This window comes from Limnohabitans sp. TEGF002 (genome assembly GCF_055395845.1).
Genome location: NZ_AP029224.1, coordinates 637,358 through 657,863 on the forward strand (window position 1 = coordinate 637,358; position 20,506 = coordinate 657,863).

The 20,506-nt window shown below is 51.0% G+C and carries 17 protein-coding genes; 7 read left to right on the plus strand and 10 right to left on the minus strand.

The features are described 5' to 3' along the window. Nucleotides 1-14 precede the first annotated feature (14 nt). Nucleotides 15-821 (plus strand): ADP-ribosylglycohydrolase family protein, encoded by an 807-nt coding sequence (locus ACZ5SR_RS03285; protein WP_464450151.1) that lies wholly within the window; start codon nucleotides 15-17, stop codon nucleotides 819-821. 373 nt (nucleotides 822-1,194) lie between these two features. Here ACZ5SR_RS03285 and ACZ5SR_RS03290 read toward each other — a convergent pair whose 3' ends face one another. Continuing rightward, entirely contained in the window at nucleotides 1,195-2,598 is a 1,404-nt protein-coding gene (locus tag ACZ5SR_RS03290) for an McrC family protein (RefSeq protein WP_464450152.1), read from the minus strand. Beyond that, entirely contained in the window at nucleotides 2,561-5,053 is a 2,493-nt protein-coding gene (locus tag ACZ5SR_RS03295; RefSeq protein WP_464450153.1) for an AAA family ATPase, read from the minus strand. Before ACZ5SR_RS03295 ends, ACZ5SR_RS03290 begins: the two co-directional genes overlap by 38 nt. Nucleotides 5,054-5,220: 167 nt before the next feature. Here ACZ5SR_RS03295 and ACZ5SR_RS03300 point away from each other — a divergent pair, with 167 nt between their 5' ends. From ACZ5SR_RS03300 to ACZ5SR_RS03310, 3 genes are all read left to right on the plus strand, one after another. Then, a complete protein-coding gene (locus tag ACZ5SR_RS03300; protein ID WP_464450154.1) occupies nucleotides 5,221-5,502 on the plus strand; it encodes an HU family DNA-binding protein in 282 nt (93 codons plus the stop codon). A gap of 117 nt (nucleotides 5,503-5,619) precedes the next feature. Next, entirely contained in the window at nucleotides 5,620-8,478 is a 2,859-nt protein-coding gene (locus tag ACZ5SR_RS03305; RefSeq protein WP_464450155.1) for a UvrD-helicase domain-containing protein, read from the plus strand. A 10-nt stretch (nucleotides 8,479-8,488) separates the two neighbouring features. Beyond that, nucleotides 8,489-9,013 carry a hypothetical protein gene (locus ACZ5SR_RS03310; RefSeq protein WP_464450156.1) on the plus strand — a complete coding sequence of 175 codons (525 nt, stop codon included), beginning with the start codon at nucleotides 8,489-8,491 and terminating at the stop codon, nucleotides 9,011-9,013. 9 nt (nucleotides 9,014-9,022) lie between these two features. On the opposite strand, the gene ACZ5SR_RS03315 is transcribed toward ACZ5SR_RS03310, so the two are convergent. Continuing rightward, nucleotides 9,023-9,724, minus strand: coding sequence for a hypothetical protein (locus ACZ5SR_RS03315; RefSeq protein WP_464450157.1), 702 nt, complete (start codon nucleotides 9,722-9,724; stop codon nucleotides 9,023-9,025). A 151-nt stretch (nucleotides 9,725-9,875) separates the two neighbouring features. On the opposite strand from ACZ5SR_RS03315, the gene ACZ5SR_RS03320 reads away from it, so the two are divergent. Then, complete coding sequence (locus tag ACZ5SR_RS03320) at nucleotides 9,876-10,454, plus strand: SOS response-associated peptidase (RefSeq protein WP_464451152.1); 579 nt, start codon at nucleotides 9,876-9,878, stop codon at nucleotides 10,452-10,454. Between the two features lie 125 nt (nucleotides 10,455-10,579). Here ACZ5SR_RS03320 and ACZ5SR_RS03325 read toward each other — a convergent pair whose 3' ends face one another. The 4 genes from ACZ5SR_RS03325 to ACZ5SR_RS03340 all read right to left on the minus strand — a co-directional run bounded on the left by ACZ5SR_RS03325 (nucleotide 10,580) and on the right by ACZ5SR_RS03340 (nucleotide 14,132). Then, nucleotides 10,580-10,879 carry a hypothetical protein gene (locus ACZ5SR_RS03325; RefSeq protein ID WP_464450159.1) on the minus strand — a complete coding sequence of 100 codons (300 nt, stop codon included), beginning with the start codon at nucleotides 10,877-10,879 and terminating at the stop codon, nucleotides 10,580-10,582. Between the two features lie 10 nt (nucleotides 10,880-10,889). Further along, entirely contained in the window at nucleotides 10,890-11,864 is a 975-nt protein-coding gene (locus tag ACZ5SR_RS03330; RefSeq protein ID WP_464450160.1) for a hypothetical protein, read from the minus strand. 42 nt (nucleotides 11,865-11,906) lie between these two features. Then, nucleotides 11,907-12,569: a hypothetical protein gene (locus tag ACZ5SR_RS03335; RefSeq protein WP_464450161.1), complete on the minus strand. Its 663-nt coding sequence runs from the start codon at nucleotides 12,567-12,569 to the stop codon at nucleotides 11,907-11,909. A gap of 147 nt (nucleotides 12,570-12,716) precedes the next feature. Then, nucleotides 12,717-14,132: a sigma-54 interaction domain-containing protein gene (locus ACZ5SR_RS03340; protein WP_464450162.1), complete on the minus strand. Its 1,416-nt coding sequence runs from the start codon at nucleotides 14,130-14,132 to the stop codon at nucleotides 12,717-12,719. A gap of 240 nt (nucleotides 14,133-14,372) precedes the next feature. On the opposite strand from ACZ5SR_RS03340, the gene ACZ5SR_RS03345 reads away from it, so the two are divergent. Continuing rightward, nucleotides 14,373-15,422: a hypothetical protein gene (locus ACZ5SR_RS03345; RefSeq protein WP_464450163.1), complete on the plus strand. Its 1,050-nt coding sequence runs from the start codon at nucleotides 14,373-14,375 to the stop codon at nucleotides 15,420-15,422. Between the two features lie 121 nt (nucleotides 15,423-15,543). Next, nucleotides 15,544-15,876, plus strand: coding sequence for a hypothetical protein (locus ACZ5SR_RS03350; protein WP_464450164.1), 333 nt, complete (start codon nucleotides 15,544-15,546; stop codon nucleotides 15,874-15,876). Nucleotides 15,877-16,261: 385 nt separating this feature from the next. Here the strand turns inward: ACZ5SR_RS03350 and ACZ5SR_RS03355 are convergent, their stop codons facing one another. The 3 genes from ACZ5SR_RS03355 to ACZ5SR_RS03365 are packed head-to-tail and all read right to left on the minus strand — an operon-like array spanning nucleotide 16,262 to nucleotide 20,455. Next, complete coding sequence (locus tag ACZ5SR_RS03355) at nucleotides 16,262-17,803, minus strand: caspase family protein (RefSeq protein WP_464450165.1); 1,542 nt, start codon at nucleotides 17,801-17,803, stop codon at nucleotides 16,262-16,264. Nucleotides 17,804-17,826: 23 nt separating this feature from the next. Then, nucleotides 17,827-18,750, minus strand: coding sequence for an MBL fold metallo-hydrolase (locus ACZ5SR_RS03360; RefSeq protein ID WP_464450166.1), 924 nt, complete (start codon nucleotides 18,748-18,750; stop codon nucleotides 17,827-17,829). A 19-nt stretch (nucleotides 18,751-18,769) separates the two neighbouring features. Then, on the minus strand, nucleotides 18,770-20,455 hold the full coding sequence (locus ACZ5SR_RS03365; RefSeq protein ID WP_464450167.1) for an AMP-binding protein: 1,686 nt from the start codon (nucleotides 20,453-20,455) through the stop codon (nucleotides 18,770-18,772). Nucleotides 20,456-20,506 lie beyond the last annotated feature (51 nt).

Genomic DNA, 20,506 nt, shown 5'->3' on the forward strand with positions numbered 1-20,506 from the left:
CTGAAAGGTATCAGATGCTGGGCGCAATCATTGGCGATATCGTTGGCTCAATCTACGAGTTCGACAACATAAAGACCAAGGACTTTGAGTTGTTTCGAGCCGAAAGCCGAATTACGGATGACACCGTCTGTACGGTGGCTGTAGCAGACACCATTCTGAATCACCGAGACCCAACGGAAACAATGGTGTCCTGGTGCAGGAATTACCCAGGCATGGGGTACGGGGATCGATTTACCAAGTGGTTTGATCTTTCGTGGCAGGAACCCTATGCGAGCTTTGGCAATGGCTCGGCCATGCGAGTGAGCCCTGCTGCCTTTCTTTCGCCATCGTTGGAATACACGAGGGAGTTGGCGACTAAGGTGACAGAAATCACGCACAACCATCCTGAAGGTCTTAAAGGCGCGTTGGCAACAGCAGATGCAATTTGGCTGGCGTTCAATGCCGCCACACCAGCAGAAATTCGAAACCATGTAGCGTCAGAGTATGGATACGACATGGACCGAACAGTCGGGTCAATTCGCCCAGACTATCGCTTCTACGAGTCCTGTATGAAGACGGTGCCAGAAGCCATCATCTGCGCAATTGAAGCCGTTGATTTTGAGGACGCGATACGTAATGCGATCTCCCTCGGAGGCGATAGCGATACCTTGGCCTCTATAACGGGTGCAGTTGCCGAGGCGCTTTTTCAAATACCTTCAGATCTCTGCAAAGAGGCTTGGCAAAGACTGCCGCCAGACATGACCGCGGTGGTTCAGCATATGTATCGGGACGCATCTAAACATACCGGGGGCTACAGGATGCCCTTACATACCGTGGTGTGACCAATGAAAGTCTGGTTTGTCCCATTTCGCATCACCACTTCGGCCCCCGTGGCTGATGAGCGTTGACTTCAGCCTAACGATTTATTTTTTATTTTGACTTCTGCCTCTGGCCGTGAAACCACGGTGTAGGGCCAGTTGTAGTGTGTATAGAGAAATGGAGCCCCTCCCTCTTTGTCGATTAGCTGTGCCTGCACGATAAAAATTGTCCCGATTGGATAATTTTTTCGCATTTTTGACGAGCATTCCACGCGAATCTCAGTAGACAATCCCTGGCCAGGTAACGGGCGAGCTCGCACAGAGGCACTTGAGGGCTCACCGGGATTTCGGAATGATTCGATAGCTATTGTTCTGTAGTGACCCATAGACCCTCCATTTACACAAAATTAGAGTCAGCCGCTTTCATTGTTTCTAATTTCATGGTGCCTTCAAAGTATGTCGAAAAGTCTTCGGACGAAGGAGCCAAGAGCGTTCTATTTTTTAAGCAAAACGGCAACACCCAGAGTTCCAGTCCTTCGGATTTCGGAAACTTGAAAACGGGTAGCGGCTGGTCAAACGCGGCAGTTTTTGGATAGACCAGCGCCAAGATGCCATTGCCATCCATGTAGCTCTGGCCGTAGGCTTGCAATTGATAAAAATCAGCCTGGGACAAGCCGTACTTGTCCGAACCGTTAGCTTTCACGCTATCAAGTAACTTCCACTTGGTATCCAGAACCAGTCGATTGGCATGGTCGTCGTGGATCAGTAAATCTGGCTTCAACCTGAACCAATTTTGCTCTTGATGGCGAACCAGGTGAAGGCTGCGGGCTTGGGTTTTGAGTACAAAGCCAGAGCCAACTTGCTTTTGCAAGTGCTTGGCAACGAACGCTTCGAACAAAGCCTCCATCGGGAACAACAAAGAAGGCGCAGTGTGACTCCCTGAACCGGTCATGGGCGATTCATTGCCCAAAATCAGGCGTGCCCACGCCAAGGCTCCTTCGTAATGCCCCATACTGCGATCGTTACGCACACGTTGAAAATCCACACTAGGCAGGTCTGACAGCGGCACATCTGCAAATACGAACGTCAGTTCACGGGAAAGCTTCTGGTTTTCTTGCGAGGTGGTTAATCGCAATACATGTTGCAGCGCCGTGTGCAACAGTCGGTTCTCAGGTCGATTTGGTGTGAATTCATCAAACTGCGTGAAGAACCGATCGGCTCGGAATAAGTTTTGGCGCAAGTGAGGTGCCATCATCAACTTGCCGCGCAGCGCAAAAACATTTTCTTGATGTGCCGCGTAGTCGCTTTGAAGCCCGCGTTTGACTACCAGCTCAACCGCCCGCAGAAACTCCGATATGAAAACCTCAAGTAAGGGCATCCGGCGGGCGACCAATTTAGCCTTGTCTGTCTGCACATGTCTGAACCGCTGCAGGCAGCACAGCATATCAATCAATAGCTGTCGGGCCTCGACGGCACCACCGCCGATCACCTTGCCGACCTTAGGCAGCACTTCAATCTGAAAACCGTTTGGCGCACGTAGAACACCAACATAGCTGGTCACTTGAACAGCCCGCTTACCTCTGCGCTGGGACAGTCGAATCCAGGAACCTTCGCCAAGATCAGCAATGCGCAACGCCTCAGATTCAAGCCATGCGAAAACAGGAGCGGGAACGCCATGGACGCCATCCACGTCAACCAGCCCGCCCTCATTGGATACGAGTGCGTCGAATTCGTAGATAGAACGGCCGTTCATTGCTGAGGGGTCAAGCAGCCATGGTTTGGTAAATACCAATGTAGGCACTGGGGTTCCCCAATGCGTCGTCTTGCTTTTGAAATCCTCTCTTGGTCGAAAAGGTGTCCAGACCATGGTCATGGCCAAAAAGCTCAATCAGATCGCCTTCATGATCGGAGCTCTCCGCGATGAACTGCGCCGATAGCGGCTTTTGGTTGTCAGCCAGTACCAAGCGAATCTTCTGCCAATCTTCGAAGAAATATTCTTCGAGCAAAGGAATGATGCGGTTGCGAAATATATCTTTCAGAGCATTCAATCTGGGCTGACCATCTGGAATCAGTTTTAGGCCTGTGAAATAGGCATGACCGATGCAGTGATCACGGTCATAAAGGGATTCGATGCGTCGATTAATTACGGTGAGCATCTTGGGGATGTCGATGACTTCATCGTTGATTGTGATGCGCAAGCCAGCGAGTGGGGCACCCGACTCATCTCCTGTATCGGGGTGGATAGACACGAACTCGAAGCGACGACGAAGAGCCGTGTCCAACAGAGCCAATGACCGGTCTGCTGTGTTCATCGTGCCAATGATGTCAACGTTGGCTGGAATGCTGAATGGTTCTATGGAATACGGGAGCGTCACTGTCACCGCATTGGTATTACCCTCACGCTTATCTGTCTCAATCAGAGTGATGAGTTCGCCGAAAATCTTGCTGATGTTGCCCCGGTTGATTTCATCAATGACCATCGCAAACCGCTGTTCCGGCTCCAGTCGGGCGCGGCGGCATAGATCTTTGAACACCCCAGAGCGGATCTCGTATTGCACCGCTGACTCATCTGCATCTCCGGTTAGTACAGGACGAAGACCCTCGACGAATTCTTCGTAACCGTAGGATTGATGAAACGTCACAAATGAGTAGCGTTTAACAGCGCCCGTAGATTGCGCCCCTTTTTTGTATTCGTCTACAAGCTCGATGATGTGGGCGCAGTCATTTTTCCAGTCCCCAGAAAATTTCCATTGCGAGTCTGGTGTTTTGTCGAAAATTCCTGGAGATAAGCGGCTCTTGAGTTTTACAGTTTTTGAATCCTCAACTGTGTAGTTTTGAAGGATTCGCCAAATGGACTGACTCAAATAAGCGGTCGATTGCCTTGTTGAGCTATAAATTTTGACAAATGGATGATTTACCAAATCATTCACCTTCGCTGCGGCAGCATCGCGGCCAAGGTCATACAGCGCTGCTGCTAGAACCTCCCACCATTTGAATCCTGAGAATCGGTCCAAAATGAATTGCTTTTGCCATTCATCAGTGTTTTGAACGGGTTGCTCATAGCTGTCTTTGAGCAGCTGCATCAGGGTGTATGTTTTTCCGGTACCGGGCGGTCCGTAGTAGATGCGGTTGAAACAAGATGGGGTTGGTTGGGTCATTGCGCTTTGTGTCGTAGCAGGGGGGGCTAAATGTCTGGCATTGCTGTCTGCGCTTACATCTTCAACGGGCTCGCCAGCGAGTGCGGCCAGCTCGGCCAGATCTGTGTCAAAGAAGGGTTTGAGTAAAGAGATCTCTAACTCGGGCAAATCATGCTCAGGCACCTTTTTGAAGGTAGACCTGTAGTTGGGGGTCCAGCCCTTCTGGCCACCTTGGTAGCCGCCTTGTTTGATACTCTGCTTCAACACTCGGTAGCGGCGTTGCAACCAACCATCGCCTTTATCGCAAGGTTCTGGCATGGACGTAAATTGACCCACCAGAGGCATGCTTTCGTTGCCATGGCACAAGAAGAATAGATCACCAACCGGGGCCTCTTGGAAGTTTTCGCCCTGGCTTTTGGCGGTGTCACCATGCATCACACCTAGTTCAGCCTGTAGGTAAGCTTTGCGTTCCTCGGAAGAAAAATCATTCATCCCATGCGATAGCTTCCAGATCGACAGATTCTTTTGACTCCACGCTTCCCACACTTGCCGTCCGAACTCCAAAATGGCAAGCCCATCAGGTCGTTTAGCCAAAGTAGCTTTCTGCAGCGTAGCCATGGATTGGCTTGCAGTCCCGTTAACGAAAACCGCCAGCATCGCACGCTTGAAGATGTCCACGATCACAGGCTCGTGGCGGTTCTGGTAGTGGAAGGCAATCTTCCATTTGAAAGCTTCACCCAGATGCTCGAAAGACTCAATGGCCTCCAGATCGCCCTTGGCGGCCCAATCGGCCACCTGCACCACAAAACCTCGCACCTGGTCAAATGCGGCTTCAGCTGTAGTGCCTAGCGATGAATACCAGCCATGGGTATCCGAGTAGGAAAGCTTTGCATCGGATTTTTTGTCTTCCGTGTCCTTGCGAGAGAAAACGCCGAACTTGAACGATGATCCACCCCAGATGCTACCCAGTTCATCGAGCCTCGATTCAATCCAGTAGGTGAAGCTGTCCTTGGACCCCGCGAGGCTATATTCATTCAATGTCATCGTGGCCAACCGAGAGGCGGGCCAGACAGATAGGAACTCATCCCATGCGGCGTATTGCTTTTGCAAGTCGCTCATTTCATTGTCTCCACACCCCAATCTAGTTGACTGTCCATGATCATCGTGAACCTTTATAAGCAATCTTAGTATGGCAAGCAATCAGAAATTGAATAATAGGCCTTAGAAAGCTCATCTCATGAGCCAACTCTGCCAAAATGATCCAATCCAACACTAAGGAGATTTGAGTGAACAAGAGTGAGTTGATCGAAGCGATCACAAAGGAAACCGAACTGTCTAAGGCTGCTGCTGGCCGTGCTCTGGAGGCCGTCCTGTCAACGATTGTTAAGACTGTGGCCAAGAAGGAAGACGTCCAGCTGATCGGCTTTGGTACTTTCAAGGCTACCAAGCGTGCAGCCCGTACTGGCCAGAATCCTCGCACGGGGGAGAAGCTCAAGATCGCGGCGGCTACTGTGCCCAAATTTACAGCTGGCGCTGGCTTCAAAGCCGCTGTGAACAAGAAAAAGTGAGCTAGCTCATGTCCGGACTGCGGCCCTTCGGGGCCGTTGTTCTTTTGGGCTTGGCTTGGCGAACTTCGCGGTCACCGTCCTGTTTGAGGTCTGCTCGAAATAGGCGATGATTACAAAATGACCTTGCTTACTGAATTTCGGCCCTCTTTTTTTCATCGAATTTTCTCCAGTAGTGCTGGGCAAAGGTTCTTGCGATTTAGCCCATATTTTTTAACTCTCAAGTCTGCCGATGGGAGCGTGCAAGTTCCGTATTCGGATTTAGACGGTCTTGAGGTTGAACGTCGATTCATTTGGTCAAGAATCAACTTCAAGCTGGCGAGCGGCTCTCAAGAGGTCTTTGGGTGGGTCGCGAATGGAGCCCAAGAAAAAATTGCCCAGGTATTGAAGGCACGCATTGCGGAGGCCAAGAATTTTGATGATCGCAATGCTACAAATGCCGAATGGATTGAAGGTTGCACCAATTGGTATTTGAGTGCGACGAGAGGTGAGCGATGGGTGACATATCGTGAGATCGACGATATCCTGCAAGAGCATGAGGATCGACTCACGTATCTTTGGAACACGGATGTATCTGACTTACCAATGTTTAAGTTGGAGCTAGCCAATCACATTCGGTACATGAACGAGGTGAAGGCAGATCGGACGGGTTTTCGTTCTAAGTGCAATCTGGAGTTCGAGGCGCAAGAGCTAAAGCGTTACCAGAGCTTCTTTGATAGCGTGCTCTCAAATCCGCTCACGTTAGAGCAAAGAAAAGCAGTCATCGTGAATGAAGATGCGGAGTTGGTTGTCGCTGCAGCTGGCTCGGGTAAAACAACGACCATCAAGTCCAAGGTTGCCTACCTTGTTCACAAGGGGATGGCCTCCCCTCATCAAATCTTGGTGATTTCTTTCAACAAGAACGTGCAACAAGATCTGGAGAAATCCCTCGCCTCACCGTATCCTGGCATCAACATAAATACATTCCATGCTCTTGGTTTGAAGATACTTGCTGAAGCGCAAGGCCAAAAACCTAGCCTCACAGAGTTAGCGGAGAGTCGAGAAAAGCTTGGAGAGTATCTCGACGGGTTGATCAAACAGATCTACGAAGACAACTACGCTGAGCTGGCTGAATTTTTCGTCAGTTATGCAAAACCATATCGCGATCAATTCGACTTCAAAAGCATGGGTGATTACATCGCCTACGTTCGCTCAGTCGGGCTGATTACTTTGAATGGGGAGACGGTCAAAAGTCTTGAAGAGCTTGAGCTGGCCAACTTCTTTTATGCAAATGGGGTGAATTACCTTTACGAGCAAGACTACGAACACCCTGTCTCCAGCATTAAAAGGCGTCAATACAAGCCCGACTTCTACCTGCCTGACTACGGAATCTACATAGAGCATTTCGCAATTGATATCAACGGAAATACTCCGCCATTCATCAATGAAAAGGATTACCTAGAGTCTCGAGATTGGAAAATTCTTACCCATCAGCAATACAAGACAAAGCTTGTTCAGACATTCAGTCATGAGAAACGAAGCGGCACACTGACAGGCAACCTCCGAAGGAATCTTGAGCAGCAGGGTGTGATCTTTTCGCCTCTGCCGAAGGACCAGCTGCTGGATAAGCTCAATTCTTCTGGATACATCTCTGAGCTTGGGATTTTGCTTGGCACCTTTCTGAATCTCTTCAAAGGTTCACTTCTGAGTCTTGGTGATCTATCCAATCGACTTCCCCAAAATGATTCTGATGCGGCTCGTGCCAGAAAATTCATTGAAATATTTGGGGAGGTGTATCAGCGATATCAAGAGCATCTCGCCTCTACCTCCCTGATCGATTTCAATGACATGATTCGACTTGCGGAGCAAGCGCTAGATGGCGGACATGAGCTCAAAGACATCAAGTACGTTTTGATTGATGAGTTTCAGGATATTTCCATCGGCAGAGCGCAGTTCATCAAGTCGCTACTCAGCTCAACTGACCACGCAAAATTAGTCGCCGTGGGCGATGACTGGCAGTCGATCTATCGGTTTTCAGGTAGTGACATCAGCGTCATGACATCCTTCGAAGATCATTTCGGAAGACATGAAGTCCGAATGCTTCCTGAGACATTCCGCTTCGATCAGATGGTCGAGTCTGTGGCTTCAAGGTTTGTCCTGAAGAATGAGGCTCAGATCAAAAAGAAGGTCATCGCGAAAGTTCGTGACAACTCAAAATCCGTGATCCTCTGGCATCCTCAAAAGGAGAGTGGATCACTACTTGAGTCAATTGCGCAGCATATTCCTGTGGCAAGCTCTGGAAAAACGAGCATCCTAATCTTGGCTCGATATAACTTCTACAAGGATCAACTGGGTATTGCTGAACTGAAAGTACAACGGCCTGATTTGACTTTGACTTTTAGTAGCGTGCATGCGGCCAAGGGGGCTGAGGCAGACTATGCCATTCTGGTCGGAGTAAAGAGCGGACGGTACTCGTTTCCGAGCGAAATCGCCGATGATCCTCTGTTGGATCTGGTGTTATCTGCTCGAGAGCATTTTGAACATGCCGAAGAGCGTCGATTGCTTTATGTGGCTTTGACGCGAACCAAGCACGCTGTGTATGTTGTCGGAGATCCCAGCGCTGAGTCGACATTCTTCACTGAGCTCATCAAAGATCCTGATGTTGACAAGAACTATCTCGGGCGCGCCATCAATCGACGTTGCACTGCTTGTCAGGCACCTATGGTTGAGCGTAATAGTCAGCATGGATTATTTTTCGGTTGTTCGAATTACCCAATCTGCGAGTCAACCAGCCGCCCCTGTATTGCTTGCGGAAGAGGCTTCCTTGTTCGCTATGGGGTGCATATTTGTTGCGACAACCCGAGATGCAACAAAGAGTTCGAGGCATGCCCTGAGTGTGAAGACGGGATGCTCGTTAGACGCGATGGGAAATACGGCGCGTTCCTAGGTTGCACAAATTACTCTTCTGGGCAGTGCAGCTATACGCGCAACATTCGATAACAAGACTGGCATGACACTTCGCCAAGATTTGCAACGCATTACAGACACATTGCCTGTGACCCAGCACCCCTTGCTGATTCAGGAGTTAAGCTTAATTGCAAGGCACGGAATCAAAATTATTGAAAGTAAATATCCGATTGAGAGCTACACATGTGTAGTTCACTCATTCGGATTAGTGCAAGATCCAACGTATCTCTCTGTTGCTGGTTTCGGATTAGGTCGAACATTTGCAGGGGCCGATTTCATAAATTTTCTGTTGAGCCATGAACTTCTTCGGGAGCGGCCAAAAGGCATGTTTCTTACTGGTGATCTTGTGATCTATTTTCAAGATGACTCGTTCAGACACATTGGCACTACTTTGAAGGAGGAGCGAGTGATTTCCAAATGGGGAACCGGTTATCTTTACGATCATCCAGTTTGGGAGGTCCCAAGCAACTACGGTGAAAGTGTTCGATATTTCGAGCAGATTTCATCTAACGAAGGGCTGGAGTTGTTTGTGCTTTTTGCCAAGTCAAGAGGGTTCACATTCAGTTAAAACATTGGCTTAATCTGTGTCCATTGATTCTTGAATTAACGTTAGAGCCAACTGACCAGAAGTTGATTCTTGAGGTGGCAGCTGGAACATCGCTCGCAGGACATATTCCATTGATCTCAAGTCCAAGGCATTGTGTTTAACTATTGCGATCCATGAAGCGCGGGCTTTAGGGGTGAGTTCAGCATAGTCTCGTCCCTCGTTGAGCTGATTTCGTATCAGGCGCAGTCCCTGACCTACTTTTCCTGTCCCGTATTTGTCTGGGATCGGAAACCCTAGAAGCTTGTTGAAATAAGCCAACTCACCTGTGGGAGCACGTGCCTGTTCAAGTTTGTAGTGCCACGGTCTGGCGGTCGCAATCGCGTTACGGTAACGATGCATCAGTCTTGATTGGTTCTTCGGGGAAAGAATCTGCGACATGACGCGTAGATCGTGTTCGCTCCAGCTAATAACAACACGATCTTCGTCGCAAGCTTGTTCGATCAGATCAACTGCCAATTTTTTGTGCTGGTGTTGAAAAATTCCCTTGGCACGGTATCGATCACTGCAGGTCGCGAAGGCATCCTCGATGATTGCCGCTGTTGTCTGACCGTCTATTCGCCAACCCAGTAGAGTTGGCGCTCGGTCAATGTTCCCCTCGTAGTCGATCAAGATTGCTCGGGGTAACTCGCTGGCAGTGATTTTTGGTTTAGATGGCATAAGGTAGTTGATCATTCTCTCGAGTCCTTACAAATTCGGCAAGGTCTCTGACGTTTGATTGCCAGTTAATTCAGGATCTAGGAGTTAAGGCCAGAGATAAACTGCCCGTGTGTGTACAAATTTCACGCCAACAAAGAACACCCAGTGGGTGAAATCTTCGCTGGGCGTGAATCTGCCCTCGGGGTATCCAGATGAGACTTACCCTGGGTTTGATGCACCGATCGTGGTCAAGAGTCACCAGACAGGACGAGTTGCTTGTGGATTGGCTAAATTTGGACTGATCCCCTCGTGGGCAAAGGATGACAAGATCAGTCGCCACACCTACAACGCCCGCAGTGAAACTGCGGCGGAGAAGCCCAGCTACCGAACAGCTTGGCATCACCGTCAGTACGGCCTGCTGCTGGTGGACAATTTCTACGAGCCCAGCTACGAGTCTGGCCGGGCAGTGCGGTGGAGGATTGAACTGGCTTCGGGTGATCCGTTCGGCATTGCCTGCCTGTGGGACCGCTGGATGGATCCGTCAACTGGCGAGTTGGTGGTCAGTTTCTCCATGCTCACGGTCAATGCAGACAAGCATCCGGTGATGAACCAGTTTCACAAGCCTGGGGACGAGAAGCGCACCCCCGTGATCATTACCTCAGAGCTGCACGAAACCTGGCTTAGCGCAGACACGACCAAGGCCTCCGAGTTGATGACCTGGACGCACATGGCCGATTTGTCGGCAGTGCCTGCGCCAAAAAACTGATTGGTTTCGCCAAGCCAGAAGAATTTCAGATGGAATCCATCCTGTTTGGGCCCGAAAGGGCACAAAACGGCCACACAAGCGTTAGTTACAACCCCTTGGGGTGGCGGAGTGATGCGCAACTAGTTTTAGGATCGACGCCTAGGAGTCGTTTCATCCCGGATTTCGGTGATCTGAATTGCGTCGTCGTAGTCAAAGTCATCTGAATTAGCACCTTCTGTCCAGTATTCCCTGGCGTCAAATGGAGCGCCGTCCAGATAGACATTCATGATAGTGTGTCGATGCATGCGAGCTGACATTTTTACCTTTTCCATTTGCATGTAGGCGTCGTACTTGTCGTCTGCTTCAACTATAAATTTCCAAGCCTCATTGAGGCCTAGTGGAAAGTCGTTGTCGGTTTTGTTGTGGATGACGTAACTCAGGATCATTTTTTATCTTTCATTTGGTTTCGTAAATATTTCGGAAGTAGCCTTGCCTTGACCACTTACCTGGATTTCCCACTGGGTCCCAGCAGGTTGTCCGAACGCGCGATCCCACAAGCTCTTTGGCCTTTTTGGTCACTGCCCCATCCCTGTCAAAGGTTGCAGTTTTCATGTGGCGACGAGTTCCATCGGCGAGGACCAGAACCGTACAAAACGATCCACGAATCATTACGCGCTCATTCACTTCGATCAATGTATCCGGAGCAGAAAGCGTGGCCACACTGCTGTCTTGTTTGGCGGCGGCAACCTCGATTTGGTACCGCGCTTCACCTGCTTTGATTCGGGCCTCGAGTTGATCGATCTTCGTTTGTTGCTTGGATCGCTCGACTTCCAGCCCTTCAACAGCGCTGATGGCTTCTTTGGCGACTTTTTCCATCCGCTCAGCTTTATTGCGGGCCATCTCGGCCTCTTCCCTGGCCATTTCCAAGTTCTTAATAAGTCGAACGGTATCTGCACGTGCTTGGGCGGCAACGCTTTCGAAGCGCTCAATGTCCTTGCGAGCAATGCTCGAACTCATGTATTTCAAAAGGCTGGCCGAGTCAGCCATGCGACCCTGCGCATAGAGAGGATGCATTTCCAGGAGGTGCTCAACAGTTAGGAACCCATCCTTCCGAAGTGCTGTCATCGTGTTCGATAGGCCCCACTCGGTATCCCTGTTTCCTCTCCAAACAGTAACGAGAACTGGTGTCACGTCTTGTGGGCTATGAGCCAGGACGAAATGTCCTTGATACTCTTCTGAATTTTCATTTCTTGGATCCCGAAACTTGGCATCCACATGAAATCGATCGGGGTACCCAGGGTCGCCCCCCAAATCCTTGATGATCTCCAGTTCTAACGTCTGATTAGCATCGAAATGCATGCCAAACCGGAGCGGCAGTGAATCTAAATTTGCATGACTACTTCTGATGACGCGGACTGTAATGGTGCGCATGTTTTCCTCTTGTCTTTCTATTGATTAAGTGCCTCTCACTGCTCAATGGGCTTGAGGAGCTGGAAGTGCAGGTTGCTCGTGATGTCGCCATGACTTTCCTCTCCAGGCTGGATCTCGCCAGGCAGCAGGATGCATGCGTTTGATCGTTTGCAGCCCCGGAATCACCTGCCGAATGGCTACTTCAACCAGCGATCGGAGGGGAGGATTGATTTCAAAATCGTTGCCTTTGGTGCAGCAATTCATAACCTGGTCATCTGGTCTGAACGTGGCTTGGAGCCGAGCCTGGAAATTTTCCTTCCCGCCTTGTTCCCAAGCGGCTCGAAAGATTCGGTCGCGGTACACCGCTGTGCTACTGCCTAATGAGCATTGATATTGAATGGCGTTCAGCAGAATCAAGCCATACTCGCCTAACCCTTTTAGGTCAAATGCATCCGGCAAGTACTTGCGGATCATTTCCCCCGTAAACCCTTTCGCGGGGCCGGGTTCATCAACAAACTCGTCGTTATGAGGCGACTCCAGCACAAGGATTAGGCAAGGACCTGATGCCCTTTGTCCGACTGGGCATCTCAGTGGGAACGAAGATTGACCAATTAGTTCGGCCAAAGTACCGACGTACTGATCGGGGCAGGATCTTTGTTCAAACGGACGGCCTTGCAAGGTCACTGCGCCATCCACGATCCGCTCAAATTCGACAGCTTTTTCCATTTCGCACTCCTAAGTCTTGTTGCCTTAGAAGTTGCGAGATCCGTGCCAGCGAGAAATTTAAATTTAACCCTTATAAATCAATGGGTTATGAAGATTGGCTTGAGATTGAAGTGTAAATTTATTTACTTAAATGTAAAAATATTTGATTTAAGCGGCTGAGCCATCTTCCATACCCAACCGCTTCATCCAATTTGAAAGTGTTTGGTGATTGGTGAATCCTAGTAGCTTTGCCGCCCCTGCTTTGCGCCATCCGGTTTTTTGGAGCGCCTGCTCGATGCAGTCGCGGGCAACTTGATCGAGCTGGTCCTGCAGAGTAAGTCCATCTTTAAGAACTGCTTGATGGAAGACATTAATCTGATTGGAGACCGGCAGTAATGCCGAATTGATGTCTTGGCCCGTCACTTCAGCTCCCCGGGACCAGATCACTGCGCGCAGCAATGTGTGATAGAGCTCACGCACATTGCCAGGCCATGCATAGCTCTGAATCGCCCTGGCAGCTTCTTTGGACAGGTGTTTTTGCTGAGCCTCCGGTTTATTGGCTGCATCTGCGTTGATATTACCCAGGAAGTGCTGAGCAAGTAGCATCACATCGCCTGCCCGGTTGCGTAGAGGTGGCAGCTGAAGAATGCCCACTGCCAGACGGTGAAATAGATCTTCTCTGAATCGACCTGCCGTGACATCCGCAGCCAGATCCCGGTGAGTCGCAGCCAAAATGCGCGTGTTGATTGAAACAGGCTTTGATTGCCCCATGGGTGTGATCTCTTGTGACTGCAAAGCTCGCAGAAGGCGAACTTGTGTATCCAGCGGCAGATCTCCAATCTCATCCAGAAAGAGCGTTCCGCCAGATGCCTCCAGAAAACAACCCTTTCTGTCAGTGGTGGCGCCTGTAAACGCCCCCTTTTTATGACCAAACAACTCCGAGTTAGCCATCTCCGGAGATATAGCTCCGCAGTTCACGGCGATAAAGGGACGGTCTGATCTTGAGCTTGCTGCATGAATCGCCTCCGCGAACAACTCTTTGCCCGTACCGGTTTCGCCAAGAATCAAGACCGGTACATCGTATGCAGCAATGCGTCGGGCCAGGCTAATCTGATCTGCGACTACCTGACTTTGGTGAATAATTTTGTCGAACTCTGGCGCAGGCAGTTGAATGGCGTCAGTGAGTCTCTTCACCCGATCGCCGGTGCGCTGTAGGTACTCGGGTAAGAAGTCATTGGCAAGATCGAAGGGGAAATCGATCGCCTCGACGCCTCTCTCTTTAGATGTCTGGATCAGCTTGGCTGGAAAGCGGGTTTTAGCCAGAATGATCCAAATTGCCGCCATGGCTGGCGTGCCAGGGCTGAGGTGAAAAGTCAGTGAAACATCATCGCGAGGGATGCCAGCCTGGCTGAGATTTGAGCTTACCTGGGTATAGATATCTGAGTAATCAATCGGACTAGCCAAGTCGACGCTGAATAGGTCAATCGCCGATGGCTTGTATCCAGTGATTGACTCTAGCCAGGTGCAAAAATTTCGACTGCGTTCAAAGTCGTAGTTGGACAGCAGATAGACCCTGTCATACATAGGTTGGCCTAGTAGGGCTGTGGCAATCGGCCCTAGATCCGCGCCTCTTTTGCTCTCGGCGCACTCATGATCAGCTGCGCCGATCCACGCAACAAGCCAAGACTTTGAGTTCATTTTTAGAATGATATGCTAACAATCCACGCCTTGGAGGCAGGGGCTCTCTAGGTGAAAGATGGCTGACGTCGCTGGAGGGCGCTTCCAGTAAGAGGCCGTCGGCACCCATTTGCAGAAGAGGTCATTATGCAGACGAAAAAGTCAAATCAGGCCAAGGTTAATAGCTTGAGTGATCTAGGGAAGCTCCACGGCACCCTGGGAAGTACCAATTTTCAAGATTGGATTAGGCAGCAGGTCAGTCAGTCACCGTCATTGGTGGTTCATGTGCCGAGCGATGAGCATGCGAATTGTGACTCGCTTCCACTTCGGTACGGAATGCACTTTGAGGTAGACGCGAAAATCACGTTGACTCGTATCTCATTTACTAACAAGCCGCAAAAAAATGCTGACCGAATTAGTCTTGACGCATATTTTTTAGACTCAAACAAAAAAGAACAATTTGGCCACTTCATCATTGGGGAGCGTAAAGGCCTTGATCTCCCAGTCCTTGTGACTGTTTGGCGCAATGACGCTGATACAGAAGAGCATCTCTCAGCTGTCATGCGCAGCCTAAGGGAATGCAACTTGCTGTCCCCTCAGGCTCTTATCGAGCTGCATCCCAATTACATCAAAGGGGAAATCTCTAAGCATGCAGACCTCGTGATTCTTCTTGGAGAGAAGATGAGCGATGAACAAATAAGAATGATGAAAGAAACGGTAGCTGCCTCAGAGCAAAGAACTAACGCGGCAATTGCAGAGAGAAATCAAGCATTGGAAGTTGCAGAAACATTAAAGACGGAAGTTAAGCAGCTAAGCGAAGTCAATGCCAATCAGAGCAACATCATTGCCGAACAAGAGTCCACCATCCAGATTCAAAAAATGGACATTGATCGACTCAAGCGCGAGCAGTTGAATGCGCAGAAAGAAAACAAGCAGGTTACCTTGTCTTCGCCTGATCTGCTCGTAGATGTACTGGAGAATCAGCTATACCGAGGATCTAGTTGTACTGCGCTTGTATTGGGCGATAACAGTCGACGCTATATGAAAACATCGACCTTTGATCCAACTGGCTTGATAACTGAAAATGCAAAAAAGCTAAAAGGCAAACGTGTTCGAATTTCTTGCTGGGATCCAATTAACAACCCTGGGTACTGGACTAAGCAAGGCTATTTTCGAAATGTGTATGCCGTTGAATAACTGCATCGGCAATTAATTCTGTAAGCCAATCGGCAGTGCTTTTAGATGAAACTTGATCCGGCGCTCTGTCAGTGGACGTTACTGCAATGGCCATTGTTCCAACAACTAGGAGCCTCAACTGATGACTTCAAATGAAGAGATCGATTTGCTGCGAGACGCGCTGGACCACATTGGGCGGATAGCCAACGCATCACGACAACAAACAAGAAGGCTTGACTGGATTTCTATGCGTGCTCGAGAGGCACTTCGTGGCGTGCCCTGGAATCGTGAATACTTGCCTGAGCCTAATAAAGCGTCAATGGAAGAAGTTCATGATCTACGAGGAACCTTGCTGATGCTTGTCAGAGCTTGTGAGTCAGAGAACCTGACCGCAATCGCAGCAGCGGTAGATGAGGCAAGAAGTCAACATCCATCGATCCTACGCAAATTGACCGGGTCTAGGTCAAAAAACTGATTGGTTTCGCAAGACCAGAAGAATTTCGGATAGAATCCACCCCTGCCTGGGTCCGAAAGGGCACAAAACGGCCACGGTGGCGTTATTCTTAGCGCCTTGGGGTGGCGGGAGTTGGCGGGTTTGGATAGCCCGACACGGCCCGACAAACCCCGACACGATGTGACAAAGGCCGTTGTGTTTTCCGAGAGCGTTTGTTTTGAGTGCCCGGAGTCCACCACCAGTTCACACCGCAAGTACGCAAGTGCTTGCGGTGTTTTACTTTGTGGGTGTGCTGAAACTCTTTGGGTTCTTTTCGAATGGTGTCGACGGGCATTAGGGTGGCAACACCAACGCTAGAAGTCTGTCGCGGCTTACTTCCAGACAAGACATGGTTTGAAGTTCAATTTCATCTCTTGAAGTAAAAGTCCCCTAAAACCTGGTCGTAAATGGCGGGCACTTGTTCGTGGCCAACGGACCTGGCCAGTTGTGCCACCTGATGGCGGACATTCTTCATGACCCTGTCAATGCTGAGCCCCGACTTTTGGATTTCTTGCACGAATATCCTGGTGAAAAGGCCATTTTTGTGTGTGTCAACCTGACTGAGTTTGTCCATCGCTTGCTGACCACTGCCGGCAGAAAAAATAACCATCTGCCCAGTAGCCGCTGTAGTTGGTGCTAGGCCACGGCCACCAATGCTCCTGCCCAGTGATTTGAAAGGATTGTCGCGGCAAGCATCGAGCAATGCGAGTGTGAACTTGGCTTTGCGATCTGAAAAATCATCGAGGATGCGTTGTAGTTGAATGGCCTCATCGCGTACTTGAGCTTCGCTGTCGCTGCCAATATCAATCGGGAGCAAGTAATTGGATGCACCCAGCTGGACGCCATGCCCGGCAAAGAAGAACAGCACTTCGTCTCCCCCTTGAACCTGACTAGAGAAGGTGCGAAGGGCAGATTTCATTTCGCGTTCGTTCACATCCAGTCGCAAGGTCACTTGGTAACCAATGGCACTGAGAGTGGAAGCTATCGTACGAGCATCCTCGTTGGCATTCGCGAGTTTGGGGACGGATTGGTAGTTGTCGTTACCAATGACGAGCGCTCGCCTGTTGCCCAGTGTGGCTTCGTCCGGCGGTGTATTGACTGGCGCGGGGAGGGTTGAGACAACCTGAGTGTTTTGCTGTTGGGTCAGGCGTTTTAAATTTTCTTCTGCAGCAGCAAGCTTGCGCTTGGACTCTTCAGATTCCACGCGTAAGCGTTCGGTTTCGGCTTGCTTCTTACGTGCCTCCTCAACTTCTGCACGCAATAGGTCGATTTCAGCTTGCTGATTCCGTGCTTCGATGGCTTGGGTTTTCTGTGGGGTTAATACTGCGGAAGGCTGCTGTAAGCCAGCCATGACTGAGACGAGTGACATCTCAGGGGTTTTAGCTGGCCGAATTCCTTTGCCTGCTAAAAGAGCAAGTGCAGTCTCTGTGAGGGGCAATTCCACGGACTTGTCTATACCCTCAATTCCTCTTTTAGCATCGACCTTGGTTAAGGTTGGCTTTGGCCTAGGAAATCCGATAGGGTCAATGAAAATGTAATGCTTTTCGCCTGAGTCAACTTTGAGGTTGATCGAAGTTCCGCCAACACCATCACGATCTGATTCGATCAGATGCTGGCCGGGTGGTAATGAAAGTGCCAAATACTTGTAGCCATGCATCTGTGGCATTTCAACGCCAGCTACTTTCAGGTTGTAGCGGCTCACCACTGCACCGTAGTTGGTGTCCATGAAAATATAGGCCAAGGCCTGTGATGGACCGATTTTTGGCTCGTTGGCAAAAATCGGGGACATTAAGAACGTCAGAAGCAGTGCGGCAAGTGCTTTGATCGAATATTTGGAAAAGATCATAGTTTGAGCAGTTTTCACTTTCCAACTGACACAGTTAGGGCGCAGCCAGCGCAATAAAAACATGATTCTATTTTCATTGTCGTGACTCAAGCGTCATGCAGCATGCCGTCATGCACCTCCAAGGCTCCGCTGCGTTCCAGTTCGGCCAGCATCATGTCCAGCCAAGTGTGCGCATCGTGGCCTAGACCAAATCGGCGGTGCAGGTCGTTCATGTAGGGCACTTGCAGAGCCCATTCGCTGAATTCGGTTTTGGAAATGCGCCCCCACTCGAGCAGTTTGAACTTGAGCAGGACTTTGGTGCCGTAACGGGCGTGGCGTTCAGGATTTCGCGCAAAGCTTTCGAGTTTGCTGCGGGCCAGTGCCAATGCAGGCGCGACTTCTGTGAACACGGCGCCATGACCTGGGATGACGATGGCCGGTTGAAGCCGCTCGATCAGGTCCAGGGTCTGGCCCACTTCGTCAAACGCGTCAATGCCCACCAATTCGGGAAACACCACGCCAAAACCGTTTTGCCACAGGGCATCAGCGGACATCAGCAAGCGGTGTTCAGGCGCAAACAAAATGACCGAGTGGGGATCGTGGCCGGGTGCGGCATAGACCTCCCAAGTCATGTTTCCCCAGTGGTGGCTGTCGCCAGGCTGGAGCAGGCCGGAAAAACCGAAGGGGGGACAGTTTTGGCCTGTGGGCTTGTAGCTGAGCGCGTCTTCGCGCCAAGCTTGAATATCCGGTGCCAAGCCCGGCGGTATCCAGGTTTTCAAGCCGGGGTAACGATTTTGCAAGGCCTGGTTGCCACCGCAGTGATCACTGTGCAGGTGCGTGTTGGCCAGCTGGTCCAGAGGGCGGCCTTGCAGCGCTTGCGCCACCAAGGCCAGTGTTTGGACCTGGTGGGTCACATAGCCGCTGTCCACCAAGGTGGCGCTGTTTTCGTCGCACAGCAGCACGTTGTTGGCCGACAGCCAGCCGCGCTCGAATACGGTCACGCCTGCAGGCAGGATGGGGGAAGAGTTCATGCTGACGGGCGCGGGCGCTTCATTTGTGGTTGCGCAATTCCCTTCGCAGGATCTTGCCAACGTTGGATTTGGGCAGTTCATCGCGGAATTCGATGTACTTGGGCCGCTTGTAACCAGTAAGGTTCTCTTGGCAGAAGCGCGAGACGGATTCTTCGGTCAGCATGGGGTCGTTGCGCACCACAAACACCTTGATGGTTTCCCCCTGCATGGTGTCAGCAATGCCCACCACGGCGCACTCGACCACGCCGGGGCAGGTCGATATGACATTTTCCAGCTCGCTCGGGAACACGTTGAATCCGCTCACAATGATCATGTCTTTCTTGCGGTCGACGATCCGTGTGAAACCTTCGTTGTCCATGATGCCAACGTCGCCTGTGCGCATGAAGCCATCGGCAGTGAAGGTCTTGGCATTTTCTTCGGGCTGGTTGAAATAGCCTGTCATCACGTTGGGTCCGCGTATGCAAATTTCGCCTGAACTGCCCACCGGCAGGTTGTTGCCCGCGTCGTCCTTGATGGCAATGTCGATGCTTGGCAGGGGCAGGCCGATGTTGCCGCTGAAATGGGTTTGTGTGACGGGGTTATTGGTGCCGATGGCACAGGTCTCGCTCATGCCCCAACCTTCGATCATGGCGCTGCCTGTGGCCGCTTGCCAATGCTTGGCGGTGCCTTCAGAGGCCGCCATGCCGCCGGCTTGGGTGAGTTTGAGCGATGAAAAGTCGATGGTCTTGAACATCGGGTGTTGCATCAAGGCATTGAACAGGGTGTTCACCCCAGGCAACATGTGAAAGGGGCGCTGCTTGAGCACTTCGATGAACTTGGCAAAGTCGCGCGGGTTGGGGACCAGTGTCAGATGCGAGCCTTGGCGGATGGCCAGCAGGCAAAGCGTCAGCGCGAAGATGTGGTACAGCGGCAATGCGGCGATGCTGTTGACCTTGCGCAGGTCGCCAATGCTGGCCAGTGCCGGCGAGAACCAGCCCTCTGCTTGCAAGATAGCGGCGACGATGTTGCGGTGGGTCAGCACAGCACCTTTGGACAAACCCGTGGTGCCACCCGTGTACTGCAAAAACGCGGTGTCATCCAAGGTTTGGGGTGTAGGCTTCAGGTTCAGCTGACGGCCTTGTGAGATGGCTTTTTTGAACGGTGTGACGGTTCGCCCGCTTGTCAGCGGTAACTCGAACTCGGGCACCATTTTGGCCAAATGGCGAACGGCAAAAGTCATCCAACGCCCATACCAAGGCCCCAGCAAGTCGCCAATGGAGGCCACCACCACATGTTGCACTTGGGTGTGTTCAATCACATCTTGCAATGTGGCGGCAAAGTTTTCCAAGATGACAATGGTGGTGGCGCCGGAGTCCTTGAGTTGGTGCTGCAGCTCGCGAGCGGTGTACAAGGGGTTCACGTTCACACACGCATAGCCAGCGCGCAAAACAGCGGCCATGGTCACGGCAAACTGGGGCAAATTGGGCAGCATGATGGCCACACGGCTGCCAGCAGGCAGGCCCTTGGCTTGCAGCCAAGCCCCCAAGGCTTTGGAGAGTTCGTCCAGTTCCTTGTAGCTCATCCATCTGCCCATGCAGACCGAAAAAGGACTGTTGCCGTGCTCCCGAAATGCCCGCTCCAGCAAGTCCGTCAAGCAGCTGTATTGCTGGGGGTCGATGTCGTGCGGGACGCCGGGGGGGTAGTTCTTCAGCCAAATACGTTCCATCGTTTTGTCTCCTTGATGCCCTGATTGTGGCCAACTGTGTGGGCGAGTGTG

Coding starts and splice junctions, on each gene's coding strand:
- ACZ5SR_RS03285 (WP_464450151.1), top strand. CDS start 15: ATGCTGGGCGCAATCATTGGCGATATCGTTGGCTCAATCTACGAGTTC.
- ACZ5SR_RS03295 (WP_464450153.1), bottom strand. CDS start 5,053: ATGAGCGACTTGCAAAAGCAATACGCCGCATGGGATGAGTTCCTATCT.
- ACZ5SR_RS03305 (WP_464450155.1), top strand. CDS start 5,620: ATGACCTTGCTTACTGAATTTCGGCCCTCTTTTTTTCATCGAATTTTC.
- ACZ5SR_RS03310 (WP_464450156.1), top strand. CDS start 8,489: ATGACACTTCGCCAAGATTTGCAACGCATTACAGACACATTGCCTGTG.
- ACZ5SR_RS03315 (WP_464450157.1), bottom strand. CDS start 9,724: ATGATCAACTACCTTATGCCATCTAAACCAAAAATCACTGCCAGCGAG.
- ACZ5SR_RS03325 (WP_464450159.1), bottom strand. CDS start 10,879: ATGATCCTGAGTTACGTCATCCACAACAAAACCGACAACGACTTTCCA.
- ACZ5SR_RS03330 (WP_464450160.1), bottom strand. CDS start 11,864: ATGCGCACCATTACAGTCCGCGTCATCAGAAGTAGTCATGCAAATTTA.
- ACZ5SR_RS03335 (WP_464450161.1), bottom strand. CDS start 12,569: ATGGAAAAAGCTGTCGAATTTGAGCGGATCGTGGATGGCGCAGTGACC.
- ACZ5SR_RS03340 (WP_464450162.1), bottom strand. CDS start 14,132: ATGTATGACAGGGTCTATCTGCTGTCCAACTACGACTTTGAACGCAGT.
- ACZ5SR_RS03345 (WP_464450163.1), top strand. CDS start 14,373: ATGCAGACGAAAAAGTCAAATCAGGCCAAGGTTAATAGCTTGAGTGAT.
- ACZ5SR_RS03350 (WP_464450164.1), top strand. CDS start 15,544: ATGACTTCAAATGAAGAGATCGATTTGCTGCGAGACGCGCTGGACCAC.
- ACZ5SR_RS03355 (WP_464450165.1), bottom strand. CDS start 17,803: ATGTTTTTATTGCGCTGGCTGCGCCCTAACTGTGTCAGTTGGAAAGTG.
- ACZ5SR_RS03360 (WP_464450166.1), bottom strand. CDS start 18,750: ATGAACTCTTCCCCCATCCTGCCTGCAGGCGTGACCGTATTCGAGCGC.
- ACZ5SR_RS03365 (WP_464450167.1), bottom strand. CDS start 20,455: ATGGAACGTATTTGGCTGAAGAACTACCCCCCCGGCGTCCCGCACGAC.